Origin of the sequence: Nostoc sp., from assembly GCF_036919575.1 — a bacterium.
In the GTDB taxonomy this organism is placed as follows: Bacteria; Cyanobacteriota; Cyanobacteriia; order Cyanobacteriales; family Nostocaceae; genus Nostoc.
Map to the genome: position 1 here is coordinate 39617 of NZ_JBALBY010000128.1, position 26797 is coordinate 66413.

23 protein-coding genes and 1 riboswitch are annotated in these 26797 nt (G+C 43.1%); of the genes, 15 read left to right on the forward strand and 8 right to left on the reverse strand.

Annotated features, from left to right (window positions below):
- Nucleotides 1–277: 277 nt before the first annotated feature.
- On the forward strand, nucleotides 278–826 hold the full coding sequence (locus V7K27_RS34470; protein WP_334953294.1) for an FG-GAP repeat domain-containing protein: 549 nt from the start codon (nucleotides 278–280) through the stop codon (nucleotides 824–826).
- Between the two features lie 447 nt (nucleotides 827–1273).
- On the opposite strand, the gene ilvC is transcribed toward V7K27_RS34470, so the two are convergent.
- Nucleotides 1274–2269, reverse strand: a complete 996-nt coding sequence (gene ilvC, locus V7K27_RS34475) for a ketol-acid reductoisomerase (protein WP_334953295.1) — start codon at nucleotides 2267–2269, stop codon at nucleotides 1274–1276.
- 261 nt (nucleotides 2270–2530) lie between these two features.
- Nucleotides 2531–2707 carry a hypothetical protein gene (locus V7K27_RS34480; protein ID WP_334953296.1) on the reverse strand — a complete coding sequence of 59 codons (177 nt, stop codon included), beginning with the start codon at nucleotides 2705–2707 and terminating at the stop codon, nucleotides 2531–2533.
- Between the two features lie 13 nt (nucleotides 2708–2720).
- Here V7K27_RS34480 and V7K27_RS34485 point away from each other — a divergent pair, with 13 nt between their 5' ends.
- The 5 genes from V7K27_RS34485 (at nucleotide 2721) to V7K27_RS34505 (ending at nucleotide 8802) form a co-directional block, all read left to right on the forward strand.
- Complete coding sequence (locus tag V7K27_RS34485; protein WP_334953297.1) at nucleotides 2721–3647, forward strand: DUF4349 domain-containing protein; 927 nt, start codon at nucleotides 2721–2723, stop codon at nucleotides 3645–3647.
- Nucleotides 3648–4077: 430 nt separating this feature from the next.
- Entirely contained in the window at nucleotides 4078–5436 is a 1359-nt protein-coding gene (locus tag V7K27_RS34490) for an NAD(P)/FAD-dependent oxidoreductase (protein ID WP_334953298.1), read from the forward strand.
- Between the two features lie 166 nt (nucleotides 5437–5602).
- Nucleotides 5603–6838 (forward strand): LL-diaminopimelate aminotransferase, encoded by a 1236-nt coding sequence (locus V7K27_RS34495; RefSeq protein WP_334953299.1) that lies wholly within the window; start codon nucleotides 5603–5605, stop codon nucleotides 6836–6838.
- 122 nt (nucleotides 6839–6960) lie between these two features.
- Entirely contained in the window at nucleotides 6961–7599 is a 639-nt protein-coding gene (locus V7K27_RS34500) for a Uma2 family endonuclease (protein WP_334953300.1), read from the forward strand.
- A 261-nt stretch (nucleotides 7600–7860) separates the two neighbouring features.
- Nucleotides 7861–8802 (forward strand): hypothetical protein, encoded by a 942-nt coding sequence (locus V7K27_RS34505; protein ID WP_334953301.1) that lies wholly within the window; start codon nucleotides 7861–7863, stop codon nucleotides 8800–8802.
- Between the two features lie 142 nt (nucleotides 8803–8944).
- On the opposite strand, the gene V7K27_RS34510 is transcribed toward V7K27_RS34505, so the two are convergent.
- The 3 genes from V7K27_RS34510 to V7K27_RS34520 all read right to left on the reverse strand — a co-directional run bounded on the left by V7K27_RS34510 (nucleotide 8945) and on the right by V7K27_RS34520 (nucleotide 11418).
- Nucleotides 8945–9241, reverse strand: a complete 297-nt coding sequence (locus tag V7K27_RS34510) for a hypothetical protein (RefSeq protein ID WP_334953302.1) — start codon at nucleotides 9239–9241, stop codon at nucleotides 8945–8947.
- 312 nt (nucleotides 9242–9553) lie between these two features.
- Nucleotides 9554–10894 carry a voltage-gated chloride channel family protein gene (locus tag V7K27_RS34515; RefSeq protein ID WP_334953303.1) on the reverse strand — a complete coding sequence of 447 codons (1341 nt, stop codon included), beginning with the start codon at nucleotides 10892–10894 and terminating at the stop codon, nucleotides 9554–9556.
- A 95-nt stretch (nucleotides 10895–10989) separates the two neighbouring features.
- Nucleotides 10990–11076: riboswitch (Fluoride riboswitch) on the reverse strand.
- Between the two features lie 93 nt (nucleotides 11077–11169).
- Complete coding sequence (locus V7K27_RS34520) at nucleotides 11170–11418, reverse strand: hypothetical protein (RefSeq protein ID WP_334953304.1); 249 nt, start codon at nucleotides 11416–11418, stop codon at nucleotides 11170–11172.
- 82 nt (nucleotides 11419–11500) lie between these two features.
- Between V7K27_RS34520 and V7K27_RS34525 the strand changes: the two genes are divergently transcribed.
- From V7K27_RS34525 to V7K27_RS34535, 3 genes are all read left to right on the forward strand, one after another.
- A complete protein-coding gene (locus V7K27_RS34525) occupies nucleotides 11501–12043 on the forward strand; it encodes a Chromate resistance protein ChrB (RefSeq protein ID WP_334953305.1) in 543 nt (180 codons plus the stop codon).
- 383 nt (nucleotides 12044–12426) lie between these two features.
- Nucleotides 12427–13296 carry a zinc metalloprotease HtpX gene (locus V7K27_RS34530; protein WP_334953306.1) on the forward strand — a complete coding sequence of 290 codons (870 nt, stop codon included), beginning with the start codon at nucleotides 12427–12429 and terminating at the stop codon, nucleotides 13294–13296.
- Nucleotides 13297–13412: 116 nt separating this feature from the next.
- Nucleotides 13413–13835, forward strand: coding sequence for a hypothetical protein (locus tag V7K27_RS34535; RefSeq protein WP_334953308.1), 423 nt, complete (start codon nucleotides 13413–13415; stop codon nucleotides 13833–13835).
- A gap of 154 nt (nucleotides 13836–13989) precedes the next feature.
- On the opposite strand, the gene V7K27_RS34540 is transcribed toward V7K27_RS34535, so the two are convergent.
- Nucleotides 13990–14373 carry a hypothetical protein gene (locus tag V7K27_RS34540; protein WP_334953309.1) on the reverse strand — a complete coding sequence of 128 codons (384 nt, stop codon included), beginning with the start codon at nucleotides 14371–14373 and terminating at the stop codon, nucleotides 13990–13992.
- Nucleotides 14374–14576: 203 nt separating this feature from the next.
- On the opposite strand from V7K27_RS34540, the gene V7K27_RS34545 reads away from it, so the two are divergent.
- Nucleotides 14577–14762, forward strand: coding sequence for a hypothetical protein (locus V7K27_RS34545; RefSeq protein ID WP_334953310.1), 186 nt, complete (start codon nucleotides 14577–14579; stop codon nucleotides 14760–14762).
- A 151-nt stretch (nucleotides 14763–14913) separates the two neighbouring features.
- On the opposite strand, the gene V7K27_RS34550 is transcribed toward V7K27_RS34545, so the two are convergent.
- Both V7K27_RS34550 and V7K27_RS34555 read right to left on the reverse strand, forming a co-directional pair.
- Nucleotides 14914–16203, reverse strand: coding sequence for a restriction endonuclease subunit S (locus V7K27_RS34550; protein WP_334953312.1), 1290 nt, complete (start codon nucleotides 16201–16203; stop codon nucleotides 14914–14916).
- On the reverse strand, nucleotides 16200–18221 hold the full coding sequence (locus V7K27_RS34555) for a type I restriction-modification system subunit M (protein WP_334953314.1): 2022 nt from the start codon (nucleotides 18219–18221) through the stop codon (nucleotides 16200–16202). Before V7K27_RS34555 ends, V7K27_RS34550 begins: the two co-directional genes overlap by 4 nt.
- 295 nt (nucleotides 18222–18516) lie before the next feature.
- On the opposite strand from V7K27_RS34555, the gene V7K27_RS34560 reads away from it, so the two are divergent.
- The 5 genes from V7K27_RS34560 to V7K27_RS34580 all read left to right on the forward strand — a co-directional run bounded on the left by V7K27_RS34560 (nucleotide 18517) and on the right by V7K27_RS34580 (nucleotide 26565).
- Nucleotides 18517–18762 carry a hypothetical protein gene (locus V7K27_RS34560; RefSeq protein WP_334953316.1) on the forward strand — a complete coding sequence of 82 codons (246 nt, stop codon included), beginning with the start codon at nucleotides 18517–18519 and terminating at the stop codon, nucleotides 18760–18762.
- 813 nt (nucleotides 18763–19575) lie between these two features.
- Nucleotides 19576–20076, forward strand: coding sequence for a fatty acid hydroxylase (locus V7K27_RS34565; protein WP_334953318.1), 501 nt, complete (start codon nucleotides 19576–19578; stop codon nucleotides 20074–20076).
- Nucleotides 20077–20446: 370 nt separating this feature from the next.
- A complete protein-coding gene (locus V7K27_RS34570) occupies nucleotides 20447–20854 on the forward strand; it encodes a hypothetical protein (RefSeq protein WP_334953319.1) in 408 nt (135 codons plus the stop codon).
- Entirely contained in the window at nucleotides 20841–22784 is a 1944-nt protein-coding gene (locus V7K27_RS34575) for a GAF domain-containing sensor histidine kinase (protein WP_334953320.1), read from the forward strand. Before V7K27_RS34570 ends, V7K27_RS34575 begins: the two co-directional genes overlap by 14 nt.
- A 13-nt stretch (nucleotides 22785–22797) precedes the next feature.
- A complete protein-coding gene (locus V7K27_RS34580; protein WP_334953321.1) occupies nucleotides 22798–26565 on the forward strand; it encodes a PAS domain S-box protein in 3768 nt (1255 codons plus the stop codon).
- Nucleotides 26566–26797: the final 232 nt, after the last annotated feature.

Sequence of the window (26797 nt, forward strand, 5' to 3'; positions counted from 1 at the left end):
CCCCGCAAGCGGCTGGCTAGACAAAAAAAGAGATTTTACGAGTCACCTTAAAAGGGCTAGTACCGCAAGGCGGAATTCAAAATTCAAAATTCAAAATGAATACAGCGTAAGCATTTCGTTGATTTGGAATGAGTCGTTTATTTACGCCGTACTGTACTAGTCCTATAAAGGTTAAAGCAGAGATTTTGCTACTAAGGGTATAGATATAGATTTGAGTGTACCAAGGTAATTCCAGCCTCAAGCAACATATTTAAACACTACACAGGGGAATAGTTCCATGAAAGTTGGTTATAGATTATTAATGATGGCTTTAACTGTCCCGTTCTTGATTGGGATATCAAATTTTAAAGCAAAAGCTCAAATTACTACTATTCAACAATGGGGGCAAGCTGGTGATATTCCAGTCCCTGGCGATTATGATGGCGATGGGATAAAAGATTTCGCTGTCTGGCGACCCAATAATGGTACTTGGTATGTAATTAAAAGCTCTACAGGTGAAATTGTTACTCAACAATGGGGGCTAGCTGGTGATATTCCAGTCCCTGGCGATTATGATGGTGATGGGATAAATGATTTCGCTGTCTGGCGACCCAGTAATGGTACTTGGTATGTAATTAAAAGCTCTACAGGTGAAATTATTACTCAACAATGGGGGCTAACTGGTGATATTCCAGTCCCTGGCGATTATGATAATGATGGGATAAATGATTTCGCTGTCTGGCGACCCAATGATGGTACTTGGAATATATTAAAGATTAAAGAAGAATTCAAAAGTCAGAATTCAGGAGTCAGAATCAATCAGTCGGGGGTTCAGATCAGCCGCTGATTGAAGACCACTAAATCTTCTCTCCGAGACGCTACGCGAACGATTTAGTTGGGGTCTTAAACCCCCTGATTCATCCGCCAGTCACACAAAATTCATTCTGAATTCTGGCGACTGGCGCCTTTATTCTGTTTCGATCAACAATATTGAGCAAGTCAATATATCTCGTTTCTGACTTTTTTCTTATTTACGTCCTCTTCCATAAGTAAATAGATATCTCCGAAAATAAATGTAGAGACGTAGCACTGCTACGTCTCTACAAGGGTTCTGGGTAACGCATATTTAATTTCTGGAGATGTCTAATCCTTAATTCACACTGTAAGGGCATTAATGAGAATCTATTCAACGTAAATTTCCCCAGCCTAAGTGGTGCGCTAGGAAGAGCGCAAGCACTATAAGCAGGCTTTGCTGGAGTAGCCGCGACTTTAGTCCTTCGGCTGCTCCTTTTGCTTAAGCTTTTTTCAACCAGCTAAACATAGCGCGTAAATCTTTGCCAACTTCCTCAATTTGGTGTTCGGCTTCTTTACGACGCATGGCGGTAAATCCTGGTTTACCAGCTTGGTTTTCCAGAACAAATTCTCGTGCAAATTGCCCAGATTGAATTTCGCTGAGAATCTTCTGCATTTCAGCTTTGGTTTGTTCGGTAACAATTCGCGGTCCACGAGTATAATCGCCATATTCAGCAGTATTAGAAATGCTGTCGCGCATTTTGGCTAAACCACCTTCTACAACCAAGTCAACAATCAGCTTGACTTCATGCAGACATTCAAAATAAGCCAATTCTGGTTGATAACCAGCTTCTACCAAAGTTTCAAATCCGGCTTTGATTAAAGCACTCAAACCACCGCACAATACCGCTTGTTCGCCAAATAAATCTGTTTCGGTTTCTTCGCGGAAAGTAGTTTCGAGAACACCAGCGCGAGTACCACCAATACCTTTAGCATAAGCCATCGCGCGATCGCGTGCCTGACCACTGGCATCTTGATAAACTGCAAACAGCGCGGGTACCCCTTCCCCACTTTCATAAGTCCGCCGTACCAAATGCCCCGGACCTTTTGGTGCTACCATCACCACATCGACGTTAACCGGTGGTACGACTTGCCCAAAGTGAATATTGAAACCGTGGGCAAAAGCTAACACATTCCCTTCTTCTAGATTTGGTTCAATCTCGTTTTTGTAAATCGTTTTTTGGACTTCATCAGGTAACAAAATCATGATGAAGTCAGCAGCATTGGCAGCATCGGCAACATTCTTCACAGTTAACCCAGCTGCTTCAGCTTTCGCTACTGACTTACTACCCGGATATAATCCCACAATCACATTCAAACCACTATCTTTTAAATTGAGAGCGTGGGCATGACCTTGGGAACCATAGCCGATAATCGCAATAGTTTTTTCAGCCAAAAGGTCTAAATTGGCATCTTCGTCATAATACATCCGGGCCATAGAAGCATCTCCTGTCAGCAAGCATCGTCAATTAGCAGATTTCTGATTGTACCTCAAATTGAGTAACCACAGATGAACTGTGAGCCATTGAATTTACTTATTTGAACTCAGGGGATGGCAGGGTGGTTTCATCCGAAAAAAGAAAAATACATAAGTCTTGATTTCTCATGTAGAACCATAGATTTTGACCCCTCTCCAAACCTCTCCCCGTTGGCGTCAGCCTGCCGTCAGGCAAGCGGAGAGAGGCAATGAGAAAGCTAGTTACAATTTTTCTCTGTTTGTATGAAACCACCCTGCTTTGAACTCAGGAGATGGGGAGAGGAAGGGAGAATTACTAAGGACAAATGACAAATGACAAATGACTAACCCTGTTACATAAATCGCAACAATACAGGCTTTGAGTTTTACTTCAGTAATACTGGGTCTAACTTCATCCATCTGAGGGTAGATTATGTACACTTCGATTAAATTACCGCGCACATCTGCTTTATTTGTGAGTGCGTTATTAGGAGGGGTGATTTTTACCAGTTGCGCCTCTTCCCATCAGTCAGGAAATCAGGCTTTACGTCAAATTGCAGCCGATGGCATGGCAGATAAAGCAATGACACCAGCTAGTGAAAGCAGTCTTTCCCAAAATACGCAAGCTGCACCAATAGCCCGTTCTCGTCCTCAACTCATTAAAAAGGCAGCAATGTCTTTGACTGTCAACTCTGTAGATCAGAGTATTGATGCTGTTTCGCAAATTATCAATAAACAGCAAGGGGATTTGATCGGGTTGCAAGAACAACAACCCAAAAACGACAACCGGCGTTACACAGCAACAATCCAATTACGGATACCAGAGAATCTGCTGGAACCTACCTTAGAACAACTAGCTAAATTGGGCACTGTCGATAGTCGTAATATCACTGCCGAAGATGTGGGCGATCGCCTGGTGGATTTCCAAGCTAGATTAACTAATTTGCAGAAAACTGAAGTCAATTTGCAAAAAATTATGGATCGGGCGGGTTCTATTAGAGATGTGCTTAGTGTTGCCCAAGAATTGAATAATGTCCGCCAAACAATAGAACAAATTAATGCCCAACTCAAAAGCCTACAAAATCAAGTTGCATATTCCACTATTACGCTGAACCTAGAAGCAGCAGTTTCTAGCACCAGTCCCCAACCTGCCTTTGGTTTGCAAGTTCAGGAAACTTGGAACAATTCCACCCACTCCTTTGGTGCATTTTCCGTTGGCTTACTCAAGCTGGGTATTTGGTTAATTGTTTACAGTCCCTATTTGTTAATTTTTGTTGCTCTTATCTATGGCTTTTCCCGTTGGCGGCGAACTCATTCACCACGTTTAATACAAACACCAGAATCAACTAACTCTGAGTGAAATTACTTAAAGAAGAATTCAGTAGTCAGAATTCAGGAGTCAGAATTCAGCGTTCGATGGTTCCTGAGCCTGCGTTACCCTGAGCTTTGTCGTTTGCGTAGCGTCTCCAAGAGTTGGGTCGAAGGACTCAGCGTCTCCGCACTGAGCGTTCGCGTAGCGTCTCGTAGAGAAGTCGAAGTGTCACGCCGAAGTCCGCTAGTCATACAGAATACCCAACTGAATTCTGACTCCTGACTCCTGAATTCTGTTTTCAAATATTCCCAAATCTTATTGTCTGCGCCTCTATCTAGAAAAGTTCTGTTTATCCTGTAGTTTTGATTACTTTAATCATTCTTCAAATGTAAAAAGCAATACAAAATATATGATGACAATTTTGATACAAATTTGTTAAGAATAGTTACAATAGTCAGAATACAGGATAATATTTCTTATGGTAAATTCGCTTGACAATAATCCACCCCATGAAGTAGTAATTGTTGGCGGTGGTTTTGGTGGACTTTATGCGGCAAAAACACTTGCGAAAGCGGCAGTAAACGTTACTGTGATTGATAAACGCAACTTTCATCTATTTCAACCCCTCTTATACCAAGTCGCCACAGGTGCGCTATCTCCTGCGGATATTTCTTCGCCGTTGCGTTCTGTACTCAGCAAGAGCAAAAATACGAAAGTGTTGCTGGGAGAGGTGAATAATATTGATCCAGAAGCGCAGAAAGTGATTGTGGGCGACGAAGCAATAGCTTACGATACGTTAATTGTTGCCACAGGAGCCAAGCATTCCTACTTTGGTAAAGACAACTGGGAAGAATTCGCCCCTGGTTTGAAGACTGTAGAAGATGCCATAGAAATGCGTCGCCGGATTTTTACAGCGTTTGAAGCCGCAGAAAAAGAAACAGATCCAGAAAAACGCCGTGCTTGGTTAACTTTTGTAATTATCGGTGGTGGCCCCACTGGTGTAGAATTAGCGGGCGCGATCGCCGAATTAGCAAATCAAACTCTCAAAGAAGATTTCCGCAACATCGACACATCGGAAGCGAAGATTTTGCTATTAGAAGGTCTGGATCGGATTTTGCCACCCTTTGCACCAGAGTTATCACAAGAAGCCGAAGCATCTTTAACGCGGTTGGGGGTGATTGTCCAGACAAAAACACTGGTAACGAATATTGAAAATAATCTTGTTACCCTCAAACAAGGTGATGAAGTTAAAGAAATTGCCTCAAAAACGGTATTATGGGCAGCAGGTGTGAAAGCTTCAGCAATGGGAAAAGTGCTAGCAGAACGCACCGGTGCTGAGTGCGATCGCGCTGGACGGATTATTGTTGAATCTGACTTGAGTATTAAGGGACATCCCAACATTTTTGTAATCGGCGACTTAGCAAATTTTTCTCATCAAAATGGGAAACCGCTAGCTGGTGTTGCACCTGTAGCGAAGCAACAAGGTGAATATGTCGCAGAACTAGTCAAAAAGCGGCTTACAGGTGACAGTTTGCCACCATTTTCTTATGTTGATCACGGTAGTTTAGCGATGATTGGGCACAATTCTGCCGTGGTAGATTTGGGTTTTATCAAGCTGAAAGGTTTCTTTGCATGGCTGTTTTGGCTGTTGATTCACATCTACTTCTTAATTGAATTTGACAACAAATTAGTAGTGATAATTAAGTGGGCGTGGAACTATTTCACCCGTAATCGCGGAGCAAGATTGATTACAGGTCAAGAATCACTCACGCAGTTCGGAATTGGCGATCGCAGCAGTTACCCCTCAGCCGATAATAAACTACCGGTAAATGTCTAATTGAGAATTGGGCAATTCAATTTTGGATTTTGGATTGACGATTTTGGATTAAATTTCAATTCTTTAATCTAAAATCTAAAATCTAAAATCTAAAATCTAAAATTCTTACTCCCCGCCCTCATAAATTAGCAGTAAGCTGTTTGAGGGCGTTTTTCATAATCTACACATGGCAACTATTAACGACAACTACCTGAAACTGAAAGCGGGCTACCTGTTTCCAGAAATTGCTCGGCGGGTGAATGCCTTTGCCCAAGCGAACAGTAATGCTAAAATCATCCGGTTGGGCATTGGTGATGTTACTGAACCTCTGCCGGAGGCTTGCCGCACAGCGATGATTAAAGCTGTGGAAGAAATGGGCGATCGCAATACCTTCAAAGGCTACGGCCCAGAGCAAGGCTACGCTTGGTTGCGGGAGAAAATTGCTACTCAAGATTTCCAAGCACGCGGAGCCGATATAGATGCCTCAGAAATCTTTATCTCCGACGGTTCCAAATGCGACACAGGCAACATTCTGGAAATCTTTGGTCATGACAACATAATTGCCGTTACTGATCCAGTTTATCCCGTCTATGTAGACACTAACGTTATGGTGGGAAATACTGGGCATGCTAACGATAAAGGTGAATTTGAGGGCTTAGTTTATCTACCAATTACGGCTGATAACAACTTCACCGCCGAGATTCCCTCAAAGAAAGTTGATTTAATTTATCTCTGCTTTCCCAATAACCCCACTGGCGCAACTGCTACCAAGGAATATTTAAAGGCATGGGTGGACTATGCCAAAGCTAATAACTCGATTATTTTCTTTGATGCAGCCTACGAAGCTTACATTACCGATCCGTCGATTCCCCACTCAATTTATGAAATTGAAGGTGCAAGGGAAGTTGCGATCGAATTTCGGTCTTTCTCCAAGAATGCAGGTTTTACAGGAACCCGTTGCGCGTTAACCGTAGTACCGAAAACACTCACAGCAAAAGCCGCCGATGGTTCCGATGTCGAACTATGGAAACTGTGGAACCGCCGCCAGTCTACCAAATTCAATGGCGTTTCTTACATCGTCCAACGAGGAGCCGAAGCGGTTTACTCCCAAGAAGGACAGACACAAGTCAAAGGATTGGTGAGTTTCTATCTAGAAAACGCCAAAATTATCCGCGAGAAACTCACAGCCGCCGGATTATCAGTTTATGGTGGCGTGAATGCACCTTATGTCTGGGTGAAAACGCCTAATGGTTTGTCCAGTTGGGAATTCTTTGATAAGTTGCTGCAAACTGTCAACGTTGTGGGAACGCCTGGTTCTGGCTTTGGTGCTGCGGGTGAAGGTTACTTCCGCATTTCGGCGTTTAACAGTCGGGAGAATGTGGAAGAGGCGATGAAGCGGATTACCGAGAAGTTTAAAGTGTAAGGCGATCGCTTTTAGCCGCTTTTGTTAAACTCATTCTATTAGTCTAAAGGTTACGGTGGGCTATATTATCCACCGCAACCTGATAGATAATTATTGAGATTCAGCTTACTTATATTTTGGTTATGACTGCTGCTATCCCCGTTTTCAAACCTGTTAGCCAAATGCAGTTAGCACCTGGTAGCACAGTGACTATTCCAGATGTTAGCTGGGAGGAATTTGAATCTATTTTACAAGAATTGGGAGAAAAAAGAACTACACGAATTGCCTACAGTCAAGGGACTTTAGAAATTATGGCTCCTTTACCAGAACATGAAATACCCAAAGATTTAATTTCTGATATTGTCAAAATATTGCTGAAGGCTAAAGATATTAGATACCAACCTTTTGGTTCCACCACCTTTAAACGGCAAGGTGTAGCAGGAGTTGAACCTGATGCTTGCTTTTATATTCAGAATTATCAACAAATGATTGGTCATCGCCGCTTACAACCTGATGACCCGCCACCAGATTTAGCGATTGAGACTGATGTCACATCAAAAACTACTCTTGATGCTTATGAAGCCATTGGAGTCCCAGAATTATGGGTTTACGATAGCGGGAGCCTTTCTATTTATTTGCTAAAAGAGGGGAAATATATAAAATCTAACACCAGTCCTAATTTTGAGGATATAGCTATTACTCACATTATCCCGGCTGCTGTAGAACGTAGTTGGCAAGTAGGAAGTTTTCAAGCTTTGAAAGAATTAGAAGTGATGATTTAGTAAATGATAAAATAGGCATCGCTCATTGTGAGTTACTGCCAAATGTGGATCTTACAATTTTGGCACAATATGCGGTAGCAACCGATCTGCTGGAAGCTGCGATCGCATTTAGGAAAATAGTGAAATAAATGGCGAGTTAAACAGTTCAGCAAATTACGGAAAAGTTTAAGGTATAGGTTTGTTGGGCATCAGTTTTGGGTATGTTAAAGGTTATAGTTAAAGTTACCTAACGATCGATACTTAGAGGAGTAAGATTAGTAAATGCCAAGTAATCATTTACCAAAAAAAAGATACGAAATAGCAGACAAACCTAAACTTAGACCCTATGGCTCCAAGGTTGATATTATTCTTGGCAACACCCATCAGTTTGGTTTTGATGGAGAAAGTTGTCTCCTTTTGGGCAATGATCTGATTGTTCGTCTGATTCCTCACCAAAACAAGAAGTTTGAATTTCAGAAATTTACAGCCTATTTAGAAGGTTTTGCTACTGCTAGCGAAGCAGAGGAGGCTGGTTTAAAGTTTGCGATGTCAGTTTTGTGGGCAGCAGTCTCATTGAGATGTCCACTACGGTTAGAATATCACACTCCACTGCCATGTGTAGTATACGATCGGACTCCACACGGAGGGATAGGGATGTCATCTGATTTTGCGATCTCGTTCATTAGTGGAGCAAGCCTAGTTGTTGAAGTACTGGAGCAAAGTTTCACTTCTAATATCCCAATTAATAATAAACAGCTGCTCGTCTCAATGGAGCTTTTTGCCGCAGCTCGTTTAGAGGCAACAGAACGTGCAAGATTTGTTGGTCTTGTATCAGCACTTGAGCCATTAGCTGAACAGAAAAAATTTGAATATCCAGATTTAAAAAAAATTATAAAAGATACCTTAAATAAGGTGCAAGATTCACTGGATTTACCTGATGATATAAAGCGATCGCTCGAAGGGAGTATCAGGAATCTAACGCGCGAATCTGTCTCACACGCTATCAAACGCCTTATTACAACTAATTTAACTGACGACAAAATGGCATTAGAAATTCTGGAAGAAGCTTATACAATCCGCAGCAAGATTCTACATGAAGGGGCTTTCTATCCAGATTTACGCGATAAAAGTTATAAAATTGAAGACGTTATACGCCGTCTCTACTCTGCCATAATCGGATACGAACTTCGTGACCCAGCAATCACATATACAAATAATGATTAGCCTTGAGATGAGTAGTTAAATTAAAGGTTCGATTTTACAGGGTAGATAAAGTGCGATCGCACTCATTTAATCTTCAAAGATGGCATCAAAAAGAACCTTTTATTAAATATACCAAATAACCGAGTCTGTTGTGCGATCGCCTTCATGCTGTCCTTCTCAACTTAGCGTTTTGGGTAAGTTTGGCAGAATGACTTTCTGGCTCTGAATACATAGCAAATAACTCACTAAAAACCTCTTCTCCACTAATCTCTCCATTACTAACAAATCGTTCTACCTCAACTGAACCATCCTCAAAAAATTCCACTTCCCATCGTTCACCAGCCACCGCCACATTCACCATAATAGTTTCATCCCGATGATGGGCTAAAGTGTAACTAATTTTCTCTTGTTCCAATTGATTTAGAAACGTAACTAGTTTGCCAAATCCATGATTCTTCATTTGTCAAACCTCTTATCGCTTAATAGCTTGCGAACAACTTTAAAACCGGGTTGATTTACCTCTGCTCCCGCTTCAATCTCCTCCCATAACATTTCACAAAACTCATCCCAACTGGGCGATTCCTCCGGGAGTGGAGCCTGTTTTATACTACCCTTCTTGTACTTGAGGATTTCAGACACCTTTTGCCCAGCAAATTTATGTATGATTTCTCCCTCTCTTTTTGATTGAGTGGCTACTTTACTTTAGACAATAGCGATGCCTACGGCGATAAAATACGTGCTTTCCCAATTATCCATTAATTGCATCAAAAAATTATTCCTCAGAATTACTTCCTTCTTCTTCACCATCATCAGATAAATCGATTTTTGGCTTAATTTTGGGTTGTTCATAATTAGCCAAAGTCACCCCTTCTTCTAAATATACAGCAGAGTATTTACTCAACCCGATACGCTGTGCAGAGTAAATTCCCGAATGACCCGAAAATAAATAACTTACTACACAGCCAATAGCAATAAATATCCCCGATTCCAAACCAAATAATTCAATTCCCATTAAGGTTGATGCCAAAGGTGTATTTGCTGCACCCGCAAACACACCCACAAATCCCATTCCTGCTAACAGTGGTGCAGGTAATGCTAAAAGCAACGACAAAGCATTACCTAAAGTTGCACCAATAAAAAACAAAGGTGTTACTTCTCCTCCTTTAAATCCTGCACCTAAAGTTAAAGCAGTCAGACCTAATTTTGCTGCAAAATCCCAAGGAGGTAGCTGAGTGTGGAAGGAATCAACGATAGTAGGGATACCAAGCCCAATGTACTTAGTTGTACCACTCAAACCAACAATTATTGCTATGATCGCACCGCCTATTAAAGGACGCATTGGAGGATAAGATATCTTTGCTTTAAACAAGTGACTGATTTTGTGAGTTACTTGAGCAAAAAATCTTGCAATTATTCCAAAGATTGCACCTGCAATAATGGCAGAAATCAGCCCCCAAATTGTGAGTGTCGGTATAGACGGCGCGTGTCGGTATGCGGTATGATGCAAACCCCATAGTAAGGTTACTTGATTTCCAACGATCGCAGCAATTAAAGAGGGAAAAAGGGCATCATAATTAATTTTACCAATCGCTAAAACTTCTAGACCAAAAACAGTTCCAGCTAAGGGAGTACCGAAAACTGAAGCGAATCCCCCACTGATACCTGCCGTTAACAAAATCCGCCGATTGGCTCCTTGAAAATGTAATATTTTAGTTAACTGGTCTGAAAAAGTTGCTCCCATTTGTAATGCTGTACCTTCACGACCGGCTGAACCACCAAATAAATGTGTAAGGTCTGTTCCTAGTAAAACAAGAGGAGCCATGCGGAAGGGAATAATATTTTTGGGGTTATGAATTTCTTCAAGTAAAAGGTTATTTCCGGCTTCTACAGTCCGACCGAATTTATAATAAATCCAACCACTCAAGAAGCCACCAAGGGGTAGCAAGGCGATAATCCACCGATGCGATTCTCGCCAATCAGTTGCCCATTCCAATGATGCTAAAAGAGCCGCAGAAGCCGTTCCAGCAAGAATGCCAACCACAATGGAAATAGGCAACCACTTAATCAGGTGGGGTAATGCAATAAATGGTTCAAATTGACGAAAGTGTTTCATCCCATGACTCCTTGAGGTGCGATTTGTAGAGTTACACTTTCTACAGGGGAGTCAGGTAATGCATTTAGCCAAGCCCTACTCTCCCGCAGTCAGCGAGGAAAGTAGGAGCCATCAGCCTTCCAGTTATTAATTTAACCTCTACCGGAAAGGCGGTTTTGGCGAGCTCCATCGCCATTGGTTTCACTTTAATTCAAGGATACCATTTTTGCTTTTGGTCGTGCTCTGGAAAAATTTCTTTTGTAGTTGCATATTCCCTGTTTAGCTGACTAGAGTCACTACATCAGTTCTGTAATTCTTGAGAACCAATAAGTGATTTCTGCATCGCTGAAGGTAGTCAATCGGGCAATTTCTCTCGCCAACTGGTAGGCTTTCTCGCCTTGAGGATGTTGAGCCAAACCAGCATGATTCAGTAAAACAGCTTTCAAATCCCCTGGATATGCAGGTAAATGACAATTCCCGTGAGGTTCCATCCTTTGGATAATGGGACTCCAGTCAATGCTGCCAACTTTATGGTTCAGATTCATAAATTTTTATAAATGCAACAGATGTTTCATAATTAGACTAGCAATAAGATAAATTGAATGCAACACTTGTTACAATACCTCTATGGATAGAGAATCTTGGAACCTATTGGTGTATAAAGTACCTGCTCAACCTTCAACGCAACGGGTGTATGTTTGGCGTAAACTTAAGGGATTGGGCGCACTTTACCTACAGCAGTCGGTGTGCGTGCTACCACAGCGAGAAGATTTGCAGCAGCATTTGGAAGAGTTGAAAGCAGACATTACAACGGGTGGCGGTGAAGCAGATTTATTCACTATTTGGATTGATCAACCTGAGCAAAACGCGATGTTGATGGATCGTTTTCAACAGCAGGCAGACCAAGAATATCAAGAGTTTTTGGGGCAATGTCGGGATTTCCATAGCGAATTGAGCGAGGAACGGGAAACAAGTAACCTCACTTTTGCAGAGTTGGAAGAGAATGAGGCGGAACTAACTAAACTGCGTTCTTGGTTGCCAAAAATCCGAGATCGCGATTTGTTTGATGCACAAGGATACTCACAAGCGACTGAAGCTTTGAAGGCGTGTGAACTAGATTTTCAGCTATTTACCGAACAGGTATATCAAGCACAAAGGATAGACTCTTAACAATTCAAAATTCAAAATTCAAACATTTTAGACATTTTCAGACTCTTATTTAAACCCCGGCTGAAACTGATCGGAGTCGGAGGGTCGGTTTCCGACCATCAGAACTTTGTAAGAGAGGGGTCTTAAACCCTTTTATTTACGATAAACAATTTATTCCTATAGATAGATGCGTTTTTAGTATCTATAAAGCTTAATTTGATTACCAATAGATAAGTATGAAAAAAAAACTAAGTTAGTGTTTATAAAAGTTAAGTGGGAAAACCGTACTTATCTGATAGGTTTTCTGTACCATATATCTAAATTTAGCTGGATACAATCAAAATGTAGCTTAAGTAATGCTGTTTTCTCAAAAATTTACACAGCATTAGCAGGAGAGCAAGAGTATGACAAATCAATTGAAAACAGCTGCTTTGCTAGCGGCGCTAAGTGGTCTTTTGATCGCAATTAGTTACTGGGTAATTGGCGGTTCTAGTGGGTTGATAATCGGAATTGGGCTGGCAGCAGCAACAAACCTATTTTCGTGGTATCAATCAGATAAGATTGCGCTGGCAGTATACCGCGCCCAGCCTGTGAGTGAAAGGGAAGCACCAGGACTTTATCAGATGGTGCAGAGATTGAGCGATCGCGCTAATATTCCTATGCCCAAAGTTTACATTGTCCCAAGCCTTGGTGCTAACGCCTTCGCTACAGGGCGCGATCCTGAACACGCTGCTGTGGCTGTCACCGAAGGGATTTTGAATATATTACCAGAGGACGAACTCGAAGGCGTTATCGCCCACGAACTCACCCACATTATTAATCGTGATACCCTCACACAAGCCGTTGCTGCTACTGTCGCTGGTGCGATCTCATTCTTAGCGCAAATGGTGAGTTACAGCCTATGGTTTGGCGGTGGTTCACGAGATGACAACAGAGGTGCAAATCCTTTGGGAGTTTTGTTAACAGTAATCCTTGCGCCGGTGGCTGCGACGATTATTCAGCTGGCAATTTCACGCACACGAGAATTCTCGGCTGATGCCGGTTCTGCGAGATTAACTGGTAATCCCCGCGCCTTAGCTAGGGCGCTACAACGGTTAGAAGCCTCAGCAAAGCAGATACCTTTAAATGCCAATCCAGCTTATGAGCCGTTATTAATTATCAATTCTATCTCTGGACAGTTTCTCGGTAACTTGTTCTCCAGTCACCCTGCTACAGAAGTGCGAGTTGCAGCATTGCTGAAATTAGAGCAACAACTACCAACAAAAGCTTACTAATTTGTCATTTGTCATTAGTCATTTGTCCTTTGTGAAATTAACAATGACTGATGATTATTAGTATAGAGTGCAGCTTTTATCCGAGAGTAAGCTTTGTAATTAAGGATGTTTTAACTATGACTGCTAAGAAGATTGAATCTTTTAAACCCACAGTAATTGAATCTAATAAATCAATAGTAATTGTCGGAATTAATTCTCAAACCGATGAATTAGTAGAAATCGAATTGGCTGGCGAAAGTGATGAGGTGAAGCGCGAAACGAAAGCGCTGATTGAGGCGCTAAAAAGACGCGCTCAAGCTGAGTCAGCAGATACTCTGACGCGTGAAACATATTTGAAAGCTGTGCGTCAAGCACGGGAATTAATTGAAGGAAGAAAATTGATGGAACGCGATCGCTTAGAAGACTCTTGGGCAATAATTCAGGACGAAGCTGAGAGAAACTGGCACTTAATGATGAAAGACGTCGTAGACTTCAGTTTTCGCCTGCAAAAGGCGGCGATCGCTGCTTGGGAAACCTTCAATCACCCTTACTCTCGTTAAAATAATTCGTAATTCGTAATTCGTAATTCGTAATTAAAGACATTTTCAGACGGGGATTTAAACCCCGACTGAAACTGACACTACGTGTAGAGTTAGGGGTCTTAAACCCTTTTATTTACGATAACTTTTCCGTCACGGAAAGCTTATTTAACATTCATCCCTGAGGATTTTTCATTAGCCCAACAGATTGTTCGCTGTAAGTTTTATCTTGAATCTTGTCGTCTGTGACTACACCTGAAAAGGCTACCAGCGTTTTGATAGCATACCCTTTTTCCTGGATGTATTTGTCGAAACTCTGTTTGTAGCGCACTGCATCTAGGCGAGAGCTAGTTACTACCATTGCTTTGGCCTGACTACCGATTTTGTGGCGGGTAAAGGTGTTTAAGTGTTCTACCATTACTTCTGTCTTCTGGGCAATATTATGCGGGTGTAGGCGCATGAACCGAGCCAGGGAACGGGCAGCGTTTTTGCGCTCTACGTTGGGGTCGTTTTTACCGGCTTTGATCAGGTTGAAGTAGACTTTATAGGCTATGTTCATTAGCGCCTCTTTTGATGTTGGGTTTGGTTTTTATAGTAGACCTCTTGTATAAATCACGCGATATGTGACTTATTCTTGGAACCTCTCTCTAAATCTCTCTCCTAAAAGGAGAGAGACTTTGAATTTTCCCCCAACCCTGGTAGGGAAGGGGGTTAGGGGGTTAGGTCAATCGTTAGCTTTTCCACATAACGTGAAAAGTCAGAATGGCATTGTTAGTCGATGCAATGCCATTGTCAGCCGATGCAATGGCATTGTCAGCCGATGCAATGGCATTGTCAGTCGATGCAATGGCATTGTCAGCCGATGCAATGGCATTGTTAGTCGATGCAATGGCATTGTCAGTCGATGCAATGGCATTGCAGGTCAAAAGACTTGTGTGTACACTGTAGCCTAAAAGAAGAGAAGCTTTGAATCTTACTCCCCAACGCTAGTAGGGAAGGGGCTGGGGGTTAGGTCTGTATTGAACTAAACACAGAAGCGCTATATGTTGGAAATTTCAATAAATAATAAGGTAAATAATAACTTTTTAATTTAACTATATTATGCTGTAACTTTAATCTGTCCGGTGACTGCTGCTGTAATCAGTGCAGTGCGACGCTCATGTAAAAGTTCGATTGTGCTTCTAGCTACAGAACATAATCGATCTAACTTTAAAGTTGCTTCTTTAAGGTATTCAATAATAGCTTTTCGTTCATCTGGAGGGGGTACTACAATTGGCAGTTCCTTCATATTTGTGGTTGAAATTGAAGCAAGATTAGTGCTTTGTTTTGACCGAGATTCAAAGTATGCTTTTGCATAGTGTGAGCCGATTACAGTAGTTAACCAATCAGGTTCAATATTATGGCATCGCACCGCAAAAACATGATTTTGGTGTAAACAAGGATCAATAGAACCATCCCAAACAGCACCACGCCCTAGCTTGTCAGCATCACCACCTTCATTCATTAAAACATCACCTTTTTCCAGTTTGAATGAAGATATTTCTTCTGGTAAAACTTCAATTTGAGCTATGTCTGATAAATCGAGATACCCATCTTGAACATTAGCAACACGAAAATATGGTACGAGAACTGTTTCACGATTACCAAAATTACGCCCCTTGGTTACTCCTGTTCTCACTTCGGTTAAAAACTTGAGATTGATCACTTCCCAATGCTCAGGTATATACTTGAAAAACTCAAAACTCGAATTTTGTAAGCAGACATCAGGATTTAGCCCACGAGTTACAGCATGAGTAATTAGGGCGCGGCGCTTTTCTGTCAGTAAATCAAGCAAACGCTCTCTAGCTGAGATGAGTGTGTCTATTTTGGCGGTTTCACGATCAAGGTAATTTGCGATCTTACGTTGTTCTTCTAAGGATGGAAGAAGAACCGGAAAACTACCAAAAGCATCCCATGTTAGGTGTTGCATAGTTGAGCCATGAGCTTTATGTGCCATCTCATAAATAAACCAACTAGCTAACCATCGGAAATAGTCAGGACGTACTAAACTTTTGTGAATATCTACCTTAAAGATATGCTGATTTAGCCAAGCATCTTCACCAGTCCATTGAAAGACTCCAAGCGATGCAGACCAAGAGATAAGAATATCTCCATTTCTTATTATGTAAGCTTCTGGTAGAACACCTTGATAGCGATTTAAACTAGCATTAGGATTAGATAAATTTTGAATTCGTAAAATTGGTTTTCCTTCATGACTCCAGTCTTCAGGCTTAAAGGCATAACCATTGATATATCGCCCCAAGTATTTAACTTGACTAGCTCTCCATCCTAGTGGTATCTTTTGGAAAATAGGTTGATTTTTTGTTACTAAACTACCTATTAGAGTCACACTATCACCTCATGCAGCAAACGCATAAACTCTTCTTCCATTCGCTTAATGTCAGCATCAATTTCAGCTAAAGGTCGCAAAGAAGTGTATTTATAAAAGTGCCGATTAAAATTAATCTCATAAGCACTGCGAATTTTATCACCATCTGCCCAAGCATCAGCTACGTGCGGTTCAACCCCACGGTGAAAATATCCCACAATTTCATCAGTCAAAGGCACATTTTCAAAATCCCGTAATTGCGTATCTGGCTCATACATCCGCTCTACCTTGCCTTTAGCATCCCGGAACCAACCCCAAACACGCGCATTAGGTTCATTAGTCGCTTTACGTTCCTTGAGAATAACCCCCTCGGCTTCTACATTACGCTCCGTAAAAACATCCCGAAACAGCTTGTTCTCCATCTTTTTCCACTTGCTACCACGCTGCTTAATTAAAGCATTCATCAACTTCTCAAACTCACTCCAATTAGAACGGGGTTCTCGTCCTAATTCTCTATCTATCGCTTGCACATCATCTAATAAGTGAGGCACAGCATCTAAAAATCGGCTTTTGCGTTCTACATCCATTTGGTAGAGCAAACGTAGCGGTCTTTCAATCGGAACGCGATTATAGCCAAAATCTTCATTATCAAAAATCTTACTTGTTTCACTTTCTACAAACTCACCGTACTCCCGCACCACTGCGGCGATATCTTCTTCACGCATATAGCGACGTTTGTCACCTAAACTACGACGCATAGGTTGCCAGCGAGTGCGAGAGTCTATTAATTGAATCTTTCCTTTGCGGTGTTGCTGCTTGCGATTGGTAACAATCCAAACGTAAGTACTAATACCAGTGTTATAAAACATTTGCTCTGGCAGGGCTATAATCGCTTCCAACCAGTCATTTTCAATCACCCACTTACGGATTTCACTTTCACCGCTACCCGCACCACCAGTAAACAAAGGTGAACCATTGAAAACGATCGCCAAACGTGAGCCATTTTTCTCAGCTTCTGCCTGATACGGCTCAAATTTACTAATCATGTGCTGTAAGAATAGCAACGAGCCATCATTAACTCGCGGTGTACCTGCGCCAAACCTTCCAGCGAAACCTAACTTTTCGTGTTCGCGTTGCACCTCTTTTTGTTGCTTCTTCCAGTCCACACCAAACGGGGGATTAGCAAGAAAATAATCAAAACGTTCACTATAATATTGGTCATTAATCAGCGAATCACCGTAACGAATATCACTGTTTTCATTACTTTTCAGCAACAAATCTGAAGCAGCCATAGCATAAGCACGGGGATTAAAATCTTGCCCAAATACCCACAATTTTGCAGTTGCATGGTTTTCGCGTAAATAATTTTGTGCCTCAGCCAGCATTCCCCCAGTACCACAGGTAGGGTCAAGCATTTTGCGAATGATCCCCGGTTTAGTCAAGATATCGTCATCGGGATCAAACAAAATATCTACCATCAAACGGATCACTTCTCGCGGCGTAAAGTGATCGCCTGCTGTTTCATTAGCTGCTTCATTAAATCTGCGGATTAAATCCTCAAACAGCAACCCCATGTTGATGTTATCCAAGTCATCAGGATGCAGGTTAACATCGCAAAACTTAGAAACAACAAGATAGAGAATATTTGCTTCACGCATTTTTTCTATTTCAGCAGTAAACTCAAATCGCTCGAAAATATCGTAAACGTTTTTTGAGAAGCTTTTAATGTAGCTAATGAGATGTTGATCTATATTGTCGGGATCACCTTTAAGCTGCTCAAAATCAAGTTGCGATCGATTATGAAAACGTTGCCCTGCTACCTTATTCAGCATTGCATCTAGGGCATCATCCTTAAATGTATCTTTCCTCTTGTCAAATTCTTTTAGTACCTGCGGTTTAGTTGGCGCAAGTACACAATCAAAGCGACGCAGCACCGTCATTGGTAACATTACACGTTCGTACTGCGGTGGGCGGTAAAGCCCCCGTAATAAGTCAGCAATTTGCCAAATGAAGTTGGAGAGTTGGTGATGGTCTGCCATGTGTGTCTATATCGATCTGCTTATTATATCTACATTTCGGGGCGCAGAAGGATAGTTTTACAGGCAACCTGGGAGTTTTAGGAAGCTAAAAGGGCGGTTAGAAACCGCGTCTACACAGGCAAAACCCACCTTTCCTACGGAACGCCAAGGGCGAACGTGGGTTAAGAACCCTTGATTTTGTATTAGTCCACGTTCGCGTAGCGTTCCGCAGGAAAGGTGGACTTTGTTTGTGTAGCCGCGAATTCCATTCGCCAAGGCTTAAGTTGACACCAATGGTTAATACCTTGCAATGCCAATGCGTCGGCTTACAATGCCAATGCATCGCCTTGCAATGCCAATGCATCGTCTTACAATGCCAATGCGTCAGCTTATAATGCCAATGCGTCAGCTTATAATGCCAATGCATCGGCTTACAATGCCAATGCGTCAGCTTGCATTAAAAACGCTACGCTTTTATGCAACTTTGGCGTACAGCGATCGCTACTTGAAAGCAGGGGCTTGCGCTCATTCATTTTCGGTGACAGATAAGATAAAGAAGTAACAATAAATTCTTATCGAAACAGTGTTAGGCACTCAGCATTTATTGCTCAGTATTCTTTCGGTGAACTCAAAGCAGCGAGAGTCTTTAAATCAGGCACTTCTAAGTCAGGTTGACTGATTGCTGATCTTAGATAAATCGTGTAATTATAGCTTAAAATTCTGATTTTATCGAACAGCAATATTGGCGCCAGTCGTCAGAATTCATGTTAGGTATTCTGAACGAAAAAGCGGATGAATAATCGGAGTTTTTGCACCCCCACAAAACTAGAATTTTTGGTGGTCAACAATTCCTGCGCCGGTCCCAATCACCCACTGAAAGATTGGTGAATTCTGGATTCTGGATTCTGCATTCTTCTTCAACTTCCTTCCCAACTAGAAAGTAACCTAAATTTGGGATGTGTGAAAAACTACGATTGAAATCAATTTAGAATTCACAATGTTGAAGAAAGCCTTAACCTAAATTTGTACTAACTTTAACTCAACCTTTGCTTACGCTGTATGCCTTAGTAAGAAGATTGTGTAGTAACTATAGTAAAATACAGTATCCCCATCGGTTTTTAGGTGTATTACTACCATTCACTCAGAGTCAGAAGTCAAATTGGAGGTTCTTAGGAGTTGCTGTTGACTGCATTCAGGATTGGAGATTCATGAAACTGCAACTGACCCAATTAGAACTCTGAGCCAAATTAACTGGAGCGTAGACCCATGAGACGCATTGGTGCTGCTTGCATAGCCCAAAACCAGGTGTATACGCCGACAGTATGACATTTGCATATTTTCTGTGGAGTTTTCTTAACTTACTTGAGGAGTACAAATGCTTGAGGCGATCGCTGTTGTTTGGTTATTACTGTTTTTTGGCGATTTTCTATCTACATTTATTTACCACGTACCCGAACACGTTTTTGGTAGCCTTCATTTAAAAACGCACCACTCCTGGAAGAAGGACTTCCGCCACTACGCAATTTTGACTTTTAATCGCCAGGTTCTTTTAGATGGTATCTTGGGAGCTTTGCCTTATGTACTTATAGCAGTAGTCTTGTGGCCTTTCTCTCCCATTGGCGTGATCTCTGGATTACTGCTTGGTCAGTTTCATGTGTGGTGGAGACACATAAGTGTACTTGGTTGGCAAACTCCAAAGCCTGTAAATATTTTGTGCCAAATTCTATTTATTACGACTCCTGAGAGACACTGGTTACATCATCACAAAACTAATTTGGGTTTCGGTGATATTTTCACCTTCTTTGAACAACCTGCACAAATGTGGTTACGCTGGCTACGGTTACTCAGACTTCGTTTTCGCTACTCTCGGATCTAACTGAAGCTACCGCTTACCTAAATATTTTTTAAAAGTAGGAAAATCAGCTGCGTTAGCGAAGCTTACCGAAGGTATCGCAGCTGATTTTCCTACTTTATTCTTTGTTTAGCCAGAAAGGTGTCTCTCTTACAAAGTTGCACAAGAGGGGAGACCCCAAGACCGCAATGCAGCGCTGTCTTGAGAAATCGCTCCACTTGGGGCTTTGCCCAAGACCGCGTTTCTCGCTAAATCCCCGTTACAAAACTTAATTACGAATTACGAATTACGAATTATTTAAAGGTATTTGCTACCAATCAACTTAGCTGTTATATCGCCAATGTTTTTGGGAAAACTAATCTTAATTAGTAAATTATTATATTACTAGATTTTTATGACAATTCCTTTCTTTTCTGGAGATGCTGGACGTAGCTTAGTTATCCGAAGGGGTACGGATAGCTACGGTGACGAAGGCAGGAGGTTGCAATACAGTGTAGACAACTCTTGGAGACCCTTCTGTACGAGACGCTGCGCGAAGGGCAAGCTCAGGGCAACGCGCTACGCGATCGCGCAACTGGTAGAAAGTGAGAAAATGTCTGTCTTGGGAAACTTAGCCGCAGAGGTGGCAGATAAAATTACAGCAGTTTTGATTTATTTGAACCATATATATTGTAGGGGCACAGCAATGCTGTGCCCCTACGGTCTGGTGTATTTACCTGGAAATAGCTGTAATAACTCGGTTGGCTTGAATGAGGTCAATTTGCAACTTGCTGCTTACGAGGTGTTTCATGTCCGTAGTTAGCCTCAGAAAGATTTTCAACAAAAAAGAGTTGCCATCTCTGGTTCATAACTTAGTCTCTCAGCTCAACATGGCGATTGATGTTGAACTGGTAGACGGCACAAAACTAATTAGCATTGGGGAGCAAACTGGGGAAAACCGATATCCAATCGAGGTGTCAGGAGAAATCATCGGTTGGGTTGTTGGGGGAGAACAGGCAACTATACTTGCGACTTTGCTCTCATTTCTGGCAAAGCAGGAAGCTGAGAAGAAAGAACTCGCTATAGAATTGCTGGAGCGATATCAGGAAATTGATTTGTTTGAGGATATCTCGACTAAACTCACAACAAGTTTAGATACGCGACAGATTGCCCAACTTGTGCTTCAGGAATTGAGTCAATTAATTGAATCGTCTGCGGGGATGATTCTGCTTCTGAGTCCAGATGCAACTGCATTTGAAATTATTGCCGAATTTGGAGTATTTTTTGACCACAGTCAGCCGGAACCAGGTAAGGGAATTATTGGCAACATTGTCCAATCCAACCGGGCAGAACTCGTCAATGATGTGCAAGCCGATCCTCGATTACAGGGGCAAGAAAACGTTAATGCCATGATTTGTGTACCGTTGCGAGCCAAGGAGCGGGTACTGGGAGCGATCGCAATTGGAACGCCCAAAACTGACTCATACCAGGCTAAACACCTGAAACTTGTGAGTATCTTTGCCTCTCAAACTGCGATCGCTATTGACAAAGCTGTAATTTATGAGCATAGCACTGAAGTAGCCATCCAGGCAAAAGCCCAGACACAGAAGCTTCAGCAAGCTCTGAATGAATTGCAATTAGCCCAAACTCAGTTGATCCAAAGCGAAAAAATGTCCAGTCTAGGGCAACTCATTGCCGGAGTTGCCCACGAAATCAACAACCCGGTTAACTTTATTTACGGCAATTTAAAATATGTTGCCGAGTACGCTAATGACTTGTTGCACCTGCTGCAAGAGTATCAGAAATTCCTACCTGTTGCTCCTCCAGAGTTGGAATCAGAGCTAGACAAAATCGATCTGGAATTTATCATGGAGGATCTCCCGAAACTGCTGAATTCGATGAAGGTGGGCACAGGTCGCATTGTGGAAATTGTGCAATCTCTGAAAAACTTCTCCCGCCATGACGAAGCCGAAATGAAAGCCGTCAACATCCACGATGGCATCGACGGAACGCTGATGATTCTTCACCATCGCCTGAAAGCAGATGGTTGCCGTCCAGCAATTAAAATTATTAAAGACTATGGCAAATTTCCTCTAATTGAATGCTACCCCGGACAGTTGAATCAGGTATTTATGAACATCCTGGCAAATGCCATTGATGCTCTAGAGGAGGGAATGGGCAATGAAAAAATATCTTCCCCTACAGCCCAAATCACTATTCGGACTGAAATCCTCGACAACCATTTTGTAGTGATTCACATTGCCGATAATGGACCAGGCATGAAGGAGGATGTGATTCGACGCATTTACGATCCCTTCTTCACCACAAAAGAAATTGGCAAGGGAACCGGATTGGGTATGGCAATCAGTTACCAAATTATTGTGAACAGACACCGGGGATTTCTCAAGTGTCGTTCTGCGCCAGGTGAAGGGACAGAATTCTGGATTCAGATTCCAATAAATTGTGCATTGGTGGACGCTGCTGAAGAACAGAATAGCACGTCTGCCTCGCCAACTCCCACTGCCGATGCCGACGGCTTCATTCCATCAACAACTCCAATGCTCAAACCGACGGATTTGCTAATCCGCCATAATCAACTGATTCAGCGACTTTCAGAACAGAGTCCAAATCTGGGCGCTGCGTCACCAGAGCAAATTTACCAGATGTTTCAACGTAACCCAATTTCGTTAAAGCTTTACGCCACTTTATTGTCCTGGTTTAGTTGTCCTAACCCTACCGACATCGACCACTAAGGAAACTTCAACTATGTCTAGCCAACTTGATGAATACAACAAAATCTTAAAACATCGCGAAGAAAGGTATCGTTTGCTGGTGACAGCTACCACACAAATTGTCTGGGTATCCACACCACAAGGAATATATTTTGAACTGGCAAGCTGGATAGCTTATACAGGTCAAAGTCTAGCTGAAGCTGAGAACGGGGGCTGGATTGATGCCGTTCATCCCGACGATCGCGATCGCACCGCCTTTGTTTGGAATGCAGCCGTGACAAACCGCAGCCCCTATGAAGTTGAATACCGGATTTGTGGTAAAGACGGCAGCTACCGCCACTTTTGGGTCTGTGGTGTCCCCATTCTGGAAGCAGACGGCAGCATCCGTGAGTGGATTGGCAGCTGCACCGATATTCACGATCGCAAGCTAGGAGAACAAACTCTGCAACGAAGCGAAGAACGGTTTCGCTCTCTGGTAATTGCCAGCTCACAAATTGTCTGGGTGGCTACGCCTGAAGGACTGGCGGTGAGTAGTGAAATGTCTACCTGGTTAGCGTACACAGGTCAGAGTGCAGATGAAATCGAGGGTTGGGGCTGGCTTGATCCGATTCACCCCGATGACCGTACCCACACAGCCCTTGCCTGGAGTACTGCTGTGGCGAATCGGAGTCTCTTTCAAACTGAATATCGGTTTCGTGCCAAAGACGGCAGCTACCGCCACTTTTTTGTCTGTGGTGCCCCCGTACTGGAAGCAGACGGTAGCGTTCGAGAATGGATTGGCACCTGCACCGATATTCACGAGCGCAAACTGGCAGAAGCCGAAAATCTGGGTCTTAAAGAACGATATCGCTCGTTAGTAACTGCTACTTCACAAATGGTCTGGACGGCATCCTCGGAAAGAATGGTGAACTCGGAAATAGTCGGTTGGCAGGCATATACAGGGCAGAGCGAAGCCGAAATGATCGGCTGGGGCTGGTTGGATGTCATGCATCCCGACGACCGTGCCCACAGTGCTGAACTTTGGAGTGCTGCTGTGGCGAACCGGAGTCTTTATCAACTTGAATATCGGATTCGTGCCAAAGACGGCACTTATCGCTATTTTTTTGGGAATGCAGTTCCTGTTTTGGAAGCAGACGGCAGCATCCGGGAATGGATTGGCACTTGCACCGATATTCACGATCGCAAGCTAGCAGAACAAACTCTCCAACAGAACGAACAACGGTTTCGCTCTCTAGTGAGTGCGATCTCACAACTTGTCTGGGGAGCTACCCCGGAAGGACTGGGAATAAGCAGTCAAATGCTCACCTGGATGGCCTATACGGGGCAGAGCGAAGCTGAAGTTGAGGGTTGGGGCTGGATTGATCCAATTCATCCCGATGACCGTGCCCACTCCACAGAAGCTTGGAATGCTGCTGTGGCGAATCGAGGTATCCACCAAACCGAATATCGGTTGCGTGGCAAGGATGGCACATACCGCTACTTCTCTGCCTGTGGTGCCCCCGTACTGGAAAAAGACGGCAGTATTCGGGAATGGATTGGTACTTGTACTGATATTCACGATCGCAAACTGGCAGAAGCCGAAAATCAGCGTCTCATGGATATGTTAAATCATTCCAGCGATGCGATTATCGTCCGTGATATGAACGACAAAATTTTGTACTGGAATCAAGGTGCAGAAAGGCTCTATGGCTGGACTCGTGAGTTCGTGAAAGACCAATACATCCACACATTTCTGAAATCAACCTTTCCAAAACCTTTAGAAGAACTTCAACCAGAGTTTTTACGGCAGGGCACTTGGGAAGGAGAACTGGAACACACCACCCGCGAGGGCACACCGATCACCGTTCAAAGCCGCTGGACTTTGCAACGAAATTTATCCGGTCAACCCTGCGCCATGCTGGAAATCAATACCGATGTCACTGCCCGCAAACAAGCAGAAATCGCTCTGCGGCAACTGAATCAAAAACTGGAAGCTAGAGTTGTCGAGCGGACGGCTGCCCTGCAAAATACCCTAGCAGAAGCGCAGGGATTAAATGCCATTTTAGATAACTTAGCAGATGGTTTGTTAGTGGCAGACACCGGAGGACAAATCACCCACTTTAATCCTGCCTTTTTAGCCATGTATGGATTCACAACCACCGCCCTCAACGGTCACTACCGAGAACTGCCCATCGCCGGGTTGGCAGGCTTGATTGAACAAACTCAATCCTATCCCAAAGAGGTGTTCTCTGCCGAAGTTGCACTGACGAAGGAACGCATTGGTCAGGCAGTGGCGACCGCCATTTTCAAAAAGACGGCAGAAAAGGAACCCTCTGCCTGCTTCGGTTCGGCGCTGCTGATTCGGGATGTGACGGCAGAAAAGGAAATCGACCAGATGAAGACCGACTTCATCTCAACAGTTTCCCATGAACTGCGGACGCCACTAACTTCTGTCCTCGGTTTTGCGTCGATCATTCAAGAAAAGCTGGAAACCGATGTGTTCCCAATGCTTTCTACCGAAGACCGCAAGCTTCAGAAAACGATTAAGCGGGTGGCTGACAATCTCAACATTATTGTGTCGGAAGCAGAACGGCTGACATCTTTGATTAATGATGTCCTGGATATCGCCAAGATGGAAGCAGGTAAAGTGGAATGGCAGATGCAGCCCCTCGATCCTGGCGAATTACTCGATTTAGCAACCAATTCCACCGCCGGGTTGTTTGAAACCAATGGCTTAGAGTTGGTGTGCGAGATTGAACCTGGACTGCCTCAGATAGTAGGCGATCGCAATCGTCTGCTACAAGTCCTGATCAACCTGATTTCTAATGCCGTTAAATTCACTGAATCCGGTTCTGTCATCTGCCGCGTTAAACAAGAGAAGGAAGGTGTTTGCATCAGCGTCATCGACACAGGCATTGGCATTACACCTGAAGACCAGCCGAAAGTATTCGAGAAATTCCGCCAAGTTGGTGACACTCTCACCGACAAACCCAAAGGCACAGGGTTAGGACTGCCCATCTGTAAACAAATCGTCGATCATCACGGCGGTAGAATCTGGGTTGAGAGTGAACCAGGCAAGGGTAGCACATTCTCCTTCATCATTCCCACCTACGTCTGCGATCAAAAAACCACTGCTAATCTGAATCTGGATACGCTAGTCAAACAACTCAAAGAACACGTCATCACCACAAACGCTGTGCTGAACCAAAACAGCAAAACCATTCTGGTAGTAGATGATGACGCTAACATTCGGGAACTGCTTCGTCAACAACTGGAAAACGAAGGCTACAACGTTCGGCAAGGAAAGGACGGCATGGATGCAATTCATCAAATCAAAATAGCCCGTCCCGATCTGATTCTCTTGGATGTGATGATGCCTCAAATCAACGGCTTCGACGTGGCAGCCGTTCTCAAAAATGATCCCCACACCGCAGACATTCCGATCATTATTCTGTCAATTATTGAAAACAAAGAACGGGGCTACCATATTGGCATTGATCGTTATCTCACCAAGCCCATTGACACAGAGAAACTCCTCCACGAAATTGGCTCACTGCTTTCCCAAGGCACTTCTAGTAAAAAAGTATTGGTTGTAGATCAAAATGCATCAGCCTTAAAAACCTTATCAGATGTACTGAAAACTCAAGGATACAGCGTGATTGAAGCCTCCGATCGCCAAGAATGCATCCATAAAGCCCTGTCAACCAAACCTGACATGATCATCATCGATTCGATCTTCTCTCAAGAAGCCGATTTGGTGAAAACCCTACGGTTTGAGAAGGAGTTGGAAAATGTATTTTTTATTATGCTATCGGATAAGTAATCTCTGCTACTAGTACTGCTTCTCTACGAGAGGCTACGCGTAATTAGTAATTCGTAATTACCTTTTAGCAAGGGTTTCAGACATTACAAATGGGTGGCTTATTTACGCCGTACTGTACTAGGGAATTCCTACTCCCCACTCCCCACTCCCCACTCCCCACTCCCCACTCCCCACTCCCCACTCCCCACTCCCCACTCCCCACTCCCCACTCCCCACTCCCCACTCCCCACTC

Excerpts from the sequence above, each read along its gene's own strand:
- V7K27_RS34505 (WP_334953301.1), top strand. The coding sequence starts at position 7,861 with ATGCCAAGTAATCATTTACCAAAAAAAAGATACGAAATAGCAGACAAA.
- V7K27_RS34580 (WP_334953321.1), top strand. The coding sequence starts at position 22,798 with ATGTCTAGCCAACTTGATGAATACAACAAAATCTTAAAACATCGCGAA.
- V7K27_RS34490 (WP_334953298.1), top strand. The coding sequence starts at position 4,078 with ATGGTAAATTCGCTTGACAATAATCCACCCCATGAAGTAGTAATTGTT.
- V7K27_RS34555 (WP_334953314.1), bottom strand. The coding sequence starts at position 18,221 with ATGGCAGACCATCACCAACTCTCCAACTTCATTTGGCAAATTGCTGAC.
- V7K27_RS34545 (WP_334953310.1), top strand. The coding sequence starts at position 14,577 with ATGGCATTGTTAGTCGATGCAATGCCATTGTCAGCCGATGCAATGGCA.
- V7K27_RS34485 (WP_334953297.1), top strand. The coding sequence starts at position 2,721 with ATGTACACTTCGATTAAATTACCGCGCACATCTGCTTTATTTGTGAGT.
- V7K27_RS34535 (WP_334953308.1), top strand. The coding sequence starts at position 13,413 with ATGACTGCTAAGAAGATTGAATCTTTTAAACCCACAGTAATTGAATCT.
- V7K27_RS34575 (WP_334953320.1), top strand. The coding sequence starts at position 20,841 with ATGTCCGTAGTTAGCCTCAGAAAGATTTTCAACAAAAAAGAGTTGCCA.
- V7K27_RS34470 (WP_334953294.1), top strand. The coding sequence starts at position 278 with ATGAAAGTTGGTTATAGATTATTAATGATGGCTTTAACTGTCCCGTTC.
- V7K27_RS34515 (WP_334953303.1), bottom strand. The coding sequence starts at position 10,894 with ATGAAACACTTTCGTCAATTTGAACCATTTATTGCATTACCCCACCTG.
- V7K27_RS34560 (WP_334953316.1), top strand. The coding sequence starts at position 18,517 with ATGCGTCGGCTTACAATGCCAATGCATCGCCTTGCAATGCCAATGCAT.
- ilvC (WP_334953295.1), bottom strand. The coding sequence starts at position 2,269 with ATGGCCCGGATGTATTATGACGAAGATGCCAATTTAGACCTTTTGGCT.
- V7K27_RS34500 (WP_334953300.1), top strand. The coding sequence starts at position 6,961 with ATGACTGCTGCTATCCCCGTTTTCAAACCTGTTAGCCAAATGCAGTTA.
- V7K27_RS34525 (WP_334953305.1), top strand. The coding sequence starts at position 11,501 with ATGGATAGAGAATCTTGGAACCTATTGGTGTATAAAGTACCTGCTCAA.
- V7K27_RS34570 (WP_334953319.1), top strand. The coding sequence starts at position 20,447 with ATGACAATTCCTTTCTTTTCTGGAGATGCTGGACGTAGCTTAGTTATC.
- V7K27_RS34520 (WP_334953304.1), bottom strand. The coding sequence starts at position 11,418 with ATGAATCTGAACCATAAAGTTGGCAGCATTGACTGGAGTCCCATTATC.
- V7K27_RS34510 (WP_334953302.1), bottom strand. The coding sequence starts at position 9,241 with ATGAAGAATCATGGATTTGGCAAACTAGTTACGTTTCTAAATCAATTG.
- V7K27_RS34480 (WP_334953296.1), bottom strand. The coding sequence starts at position 2,707 with ATGGATGAAGTTAGACCCAGTATTACTGAAGTAAAACTCAAAGCCTGT.
- V7K27_RS34530 (WP_334953306.1), top strand. The coding sequence starts at position 12,427 with ATGACAAATCAATTGAAAACAGCTGCTTTGCTAGCGGCGCTAAGTGGT.
- V7K27_RS34565 (WP_334953318.1), top strand. The coding sequence starts at position 19,576 with ATGCTTGAGGCGATCGCTGTTGTTTGGTTATTACTGTTTTTTGGCGAT.
- V7K27_RS34540 (WP_334953309.1), bottom strand. The coding sequence starts at position 14,373 with ATGAACATAGCCTATAAAGTCTACTTCAACCTGATCAAAGCCGGTAAA.
- V7K27_RS34495 (WP_334953299.1), top strand. The coding sequence starts at position 5,603 with ATGGCAACTATTAACGACAACTACCTGAAACTGAAAGCGGGCTACCTG.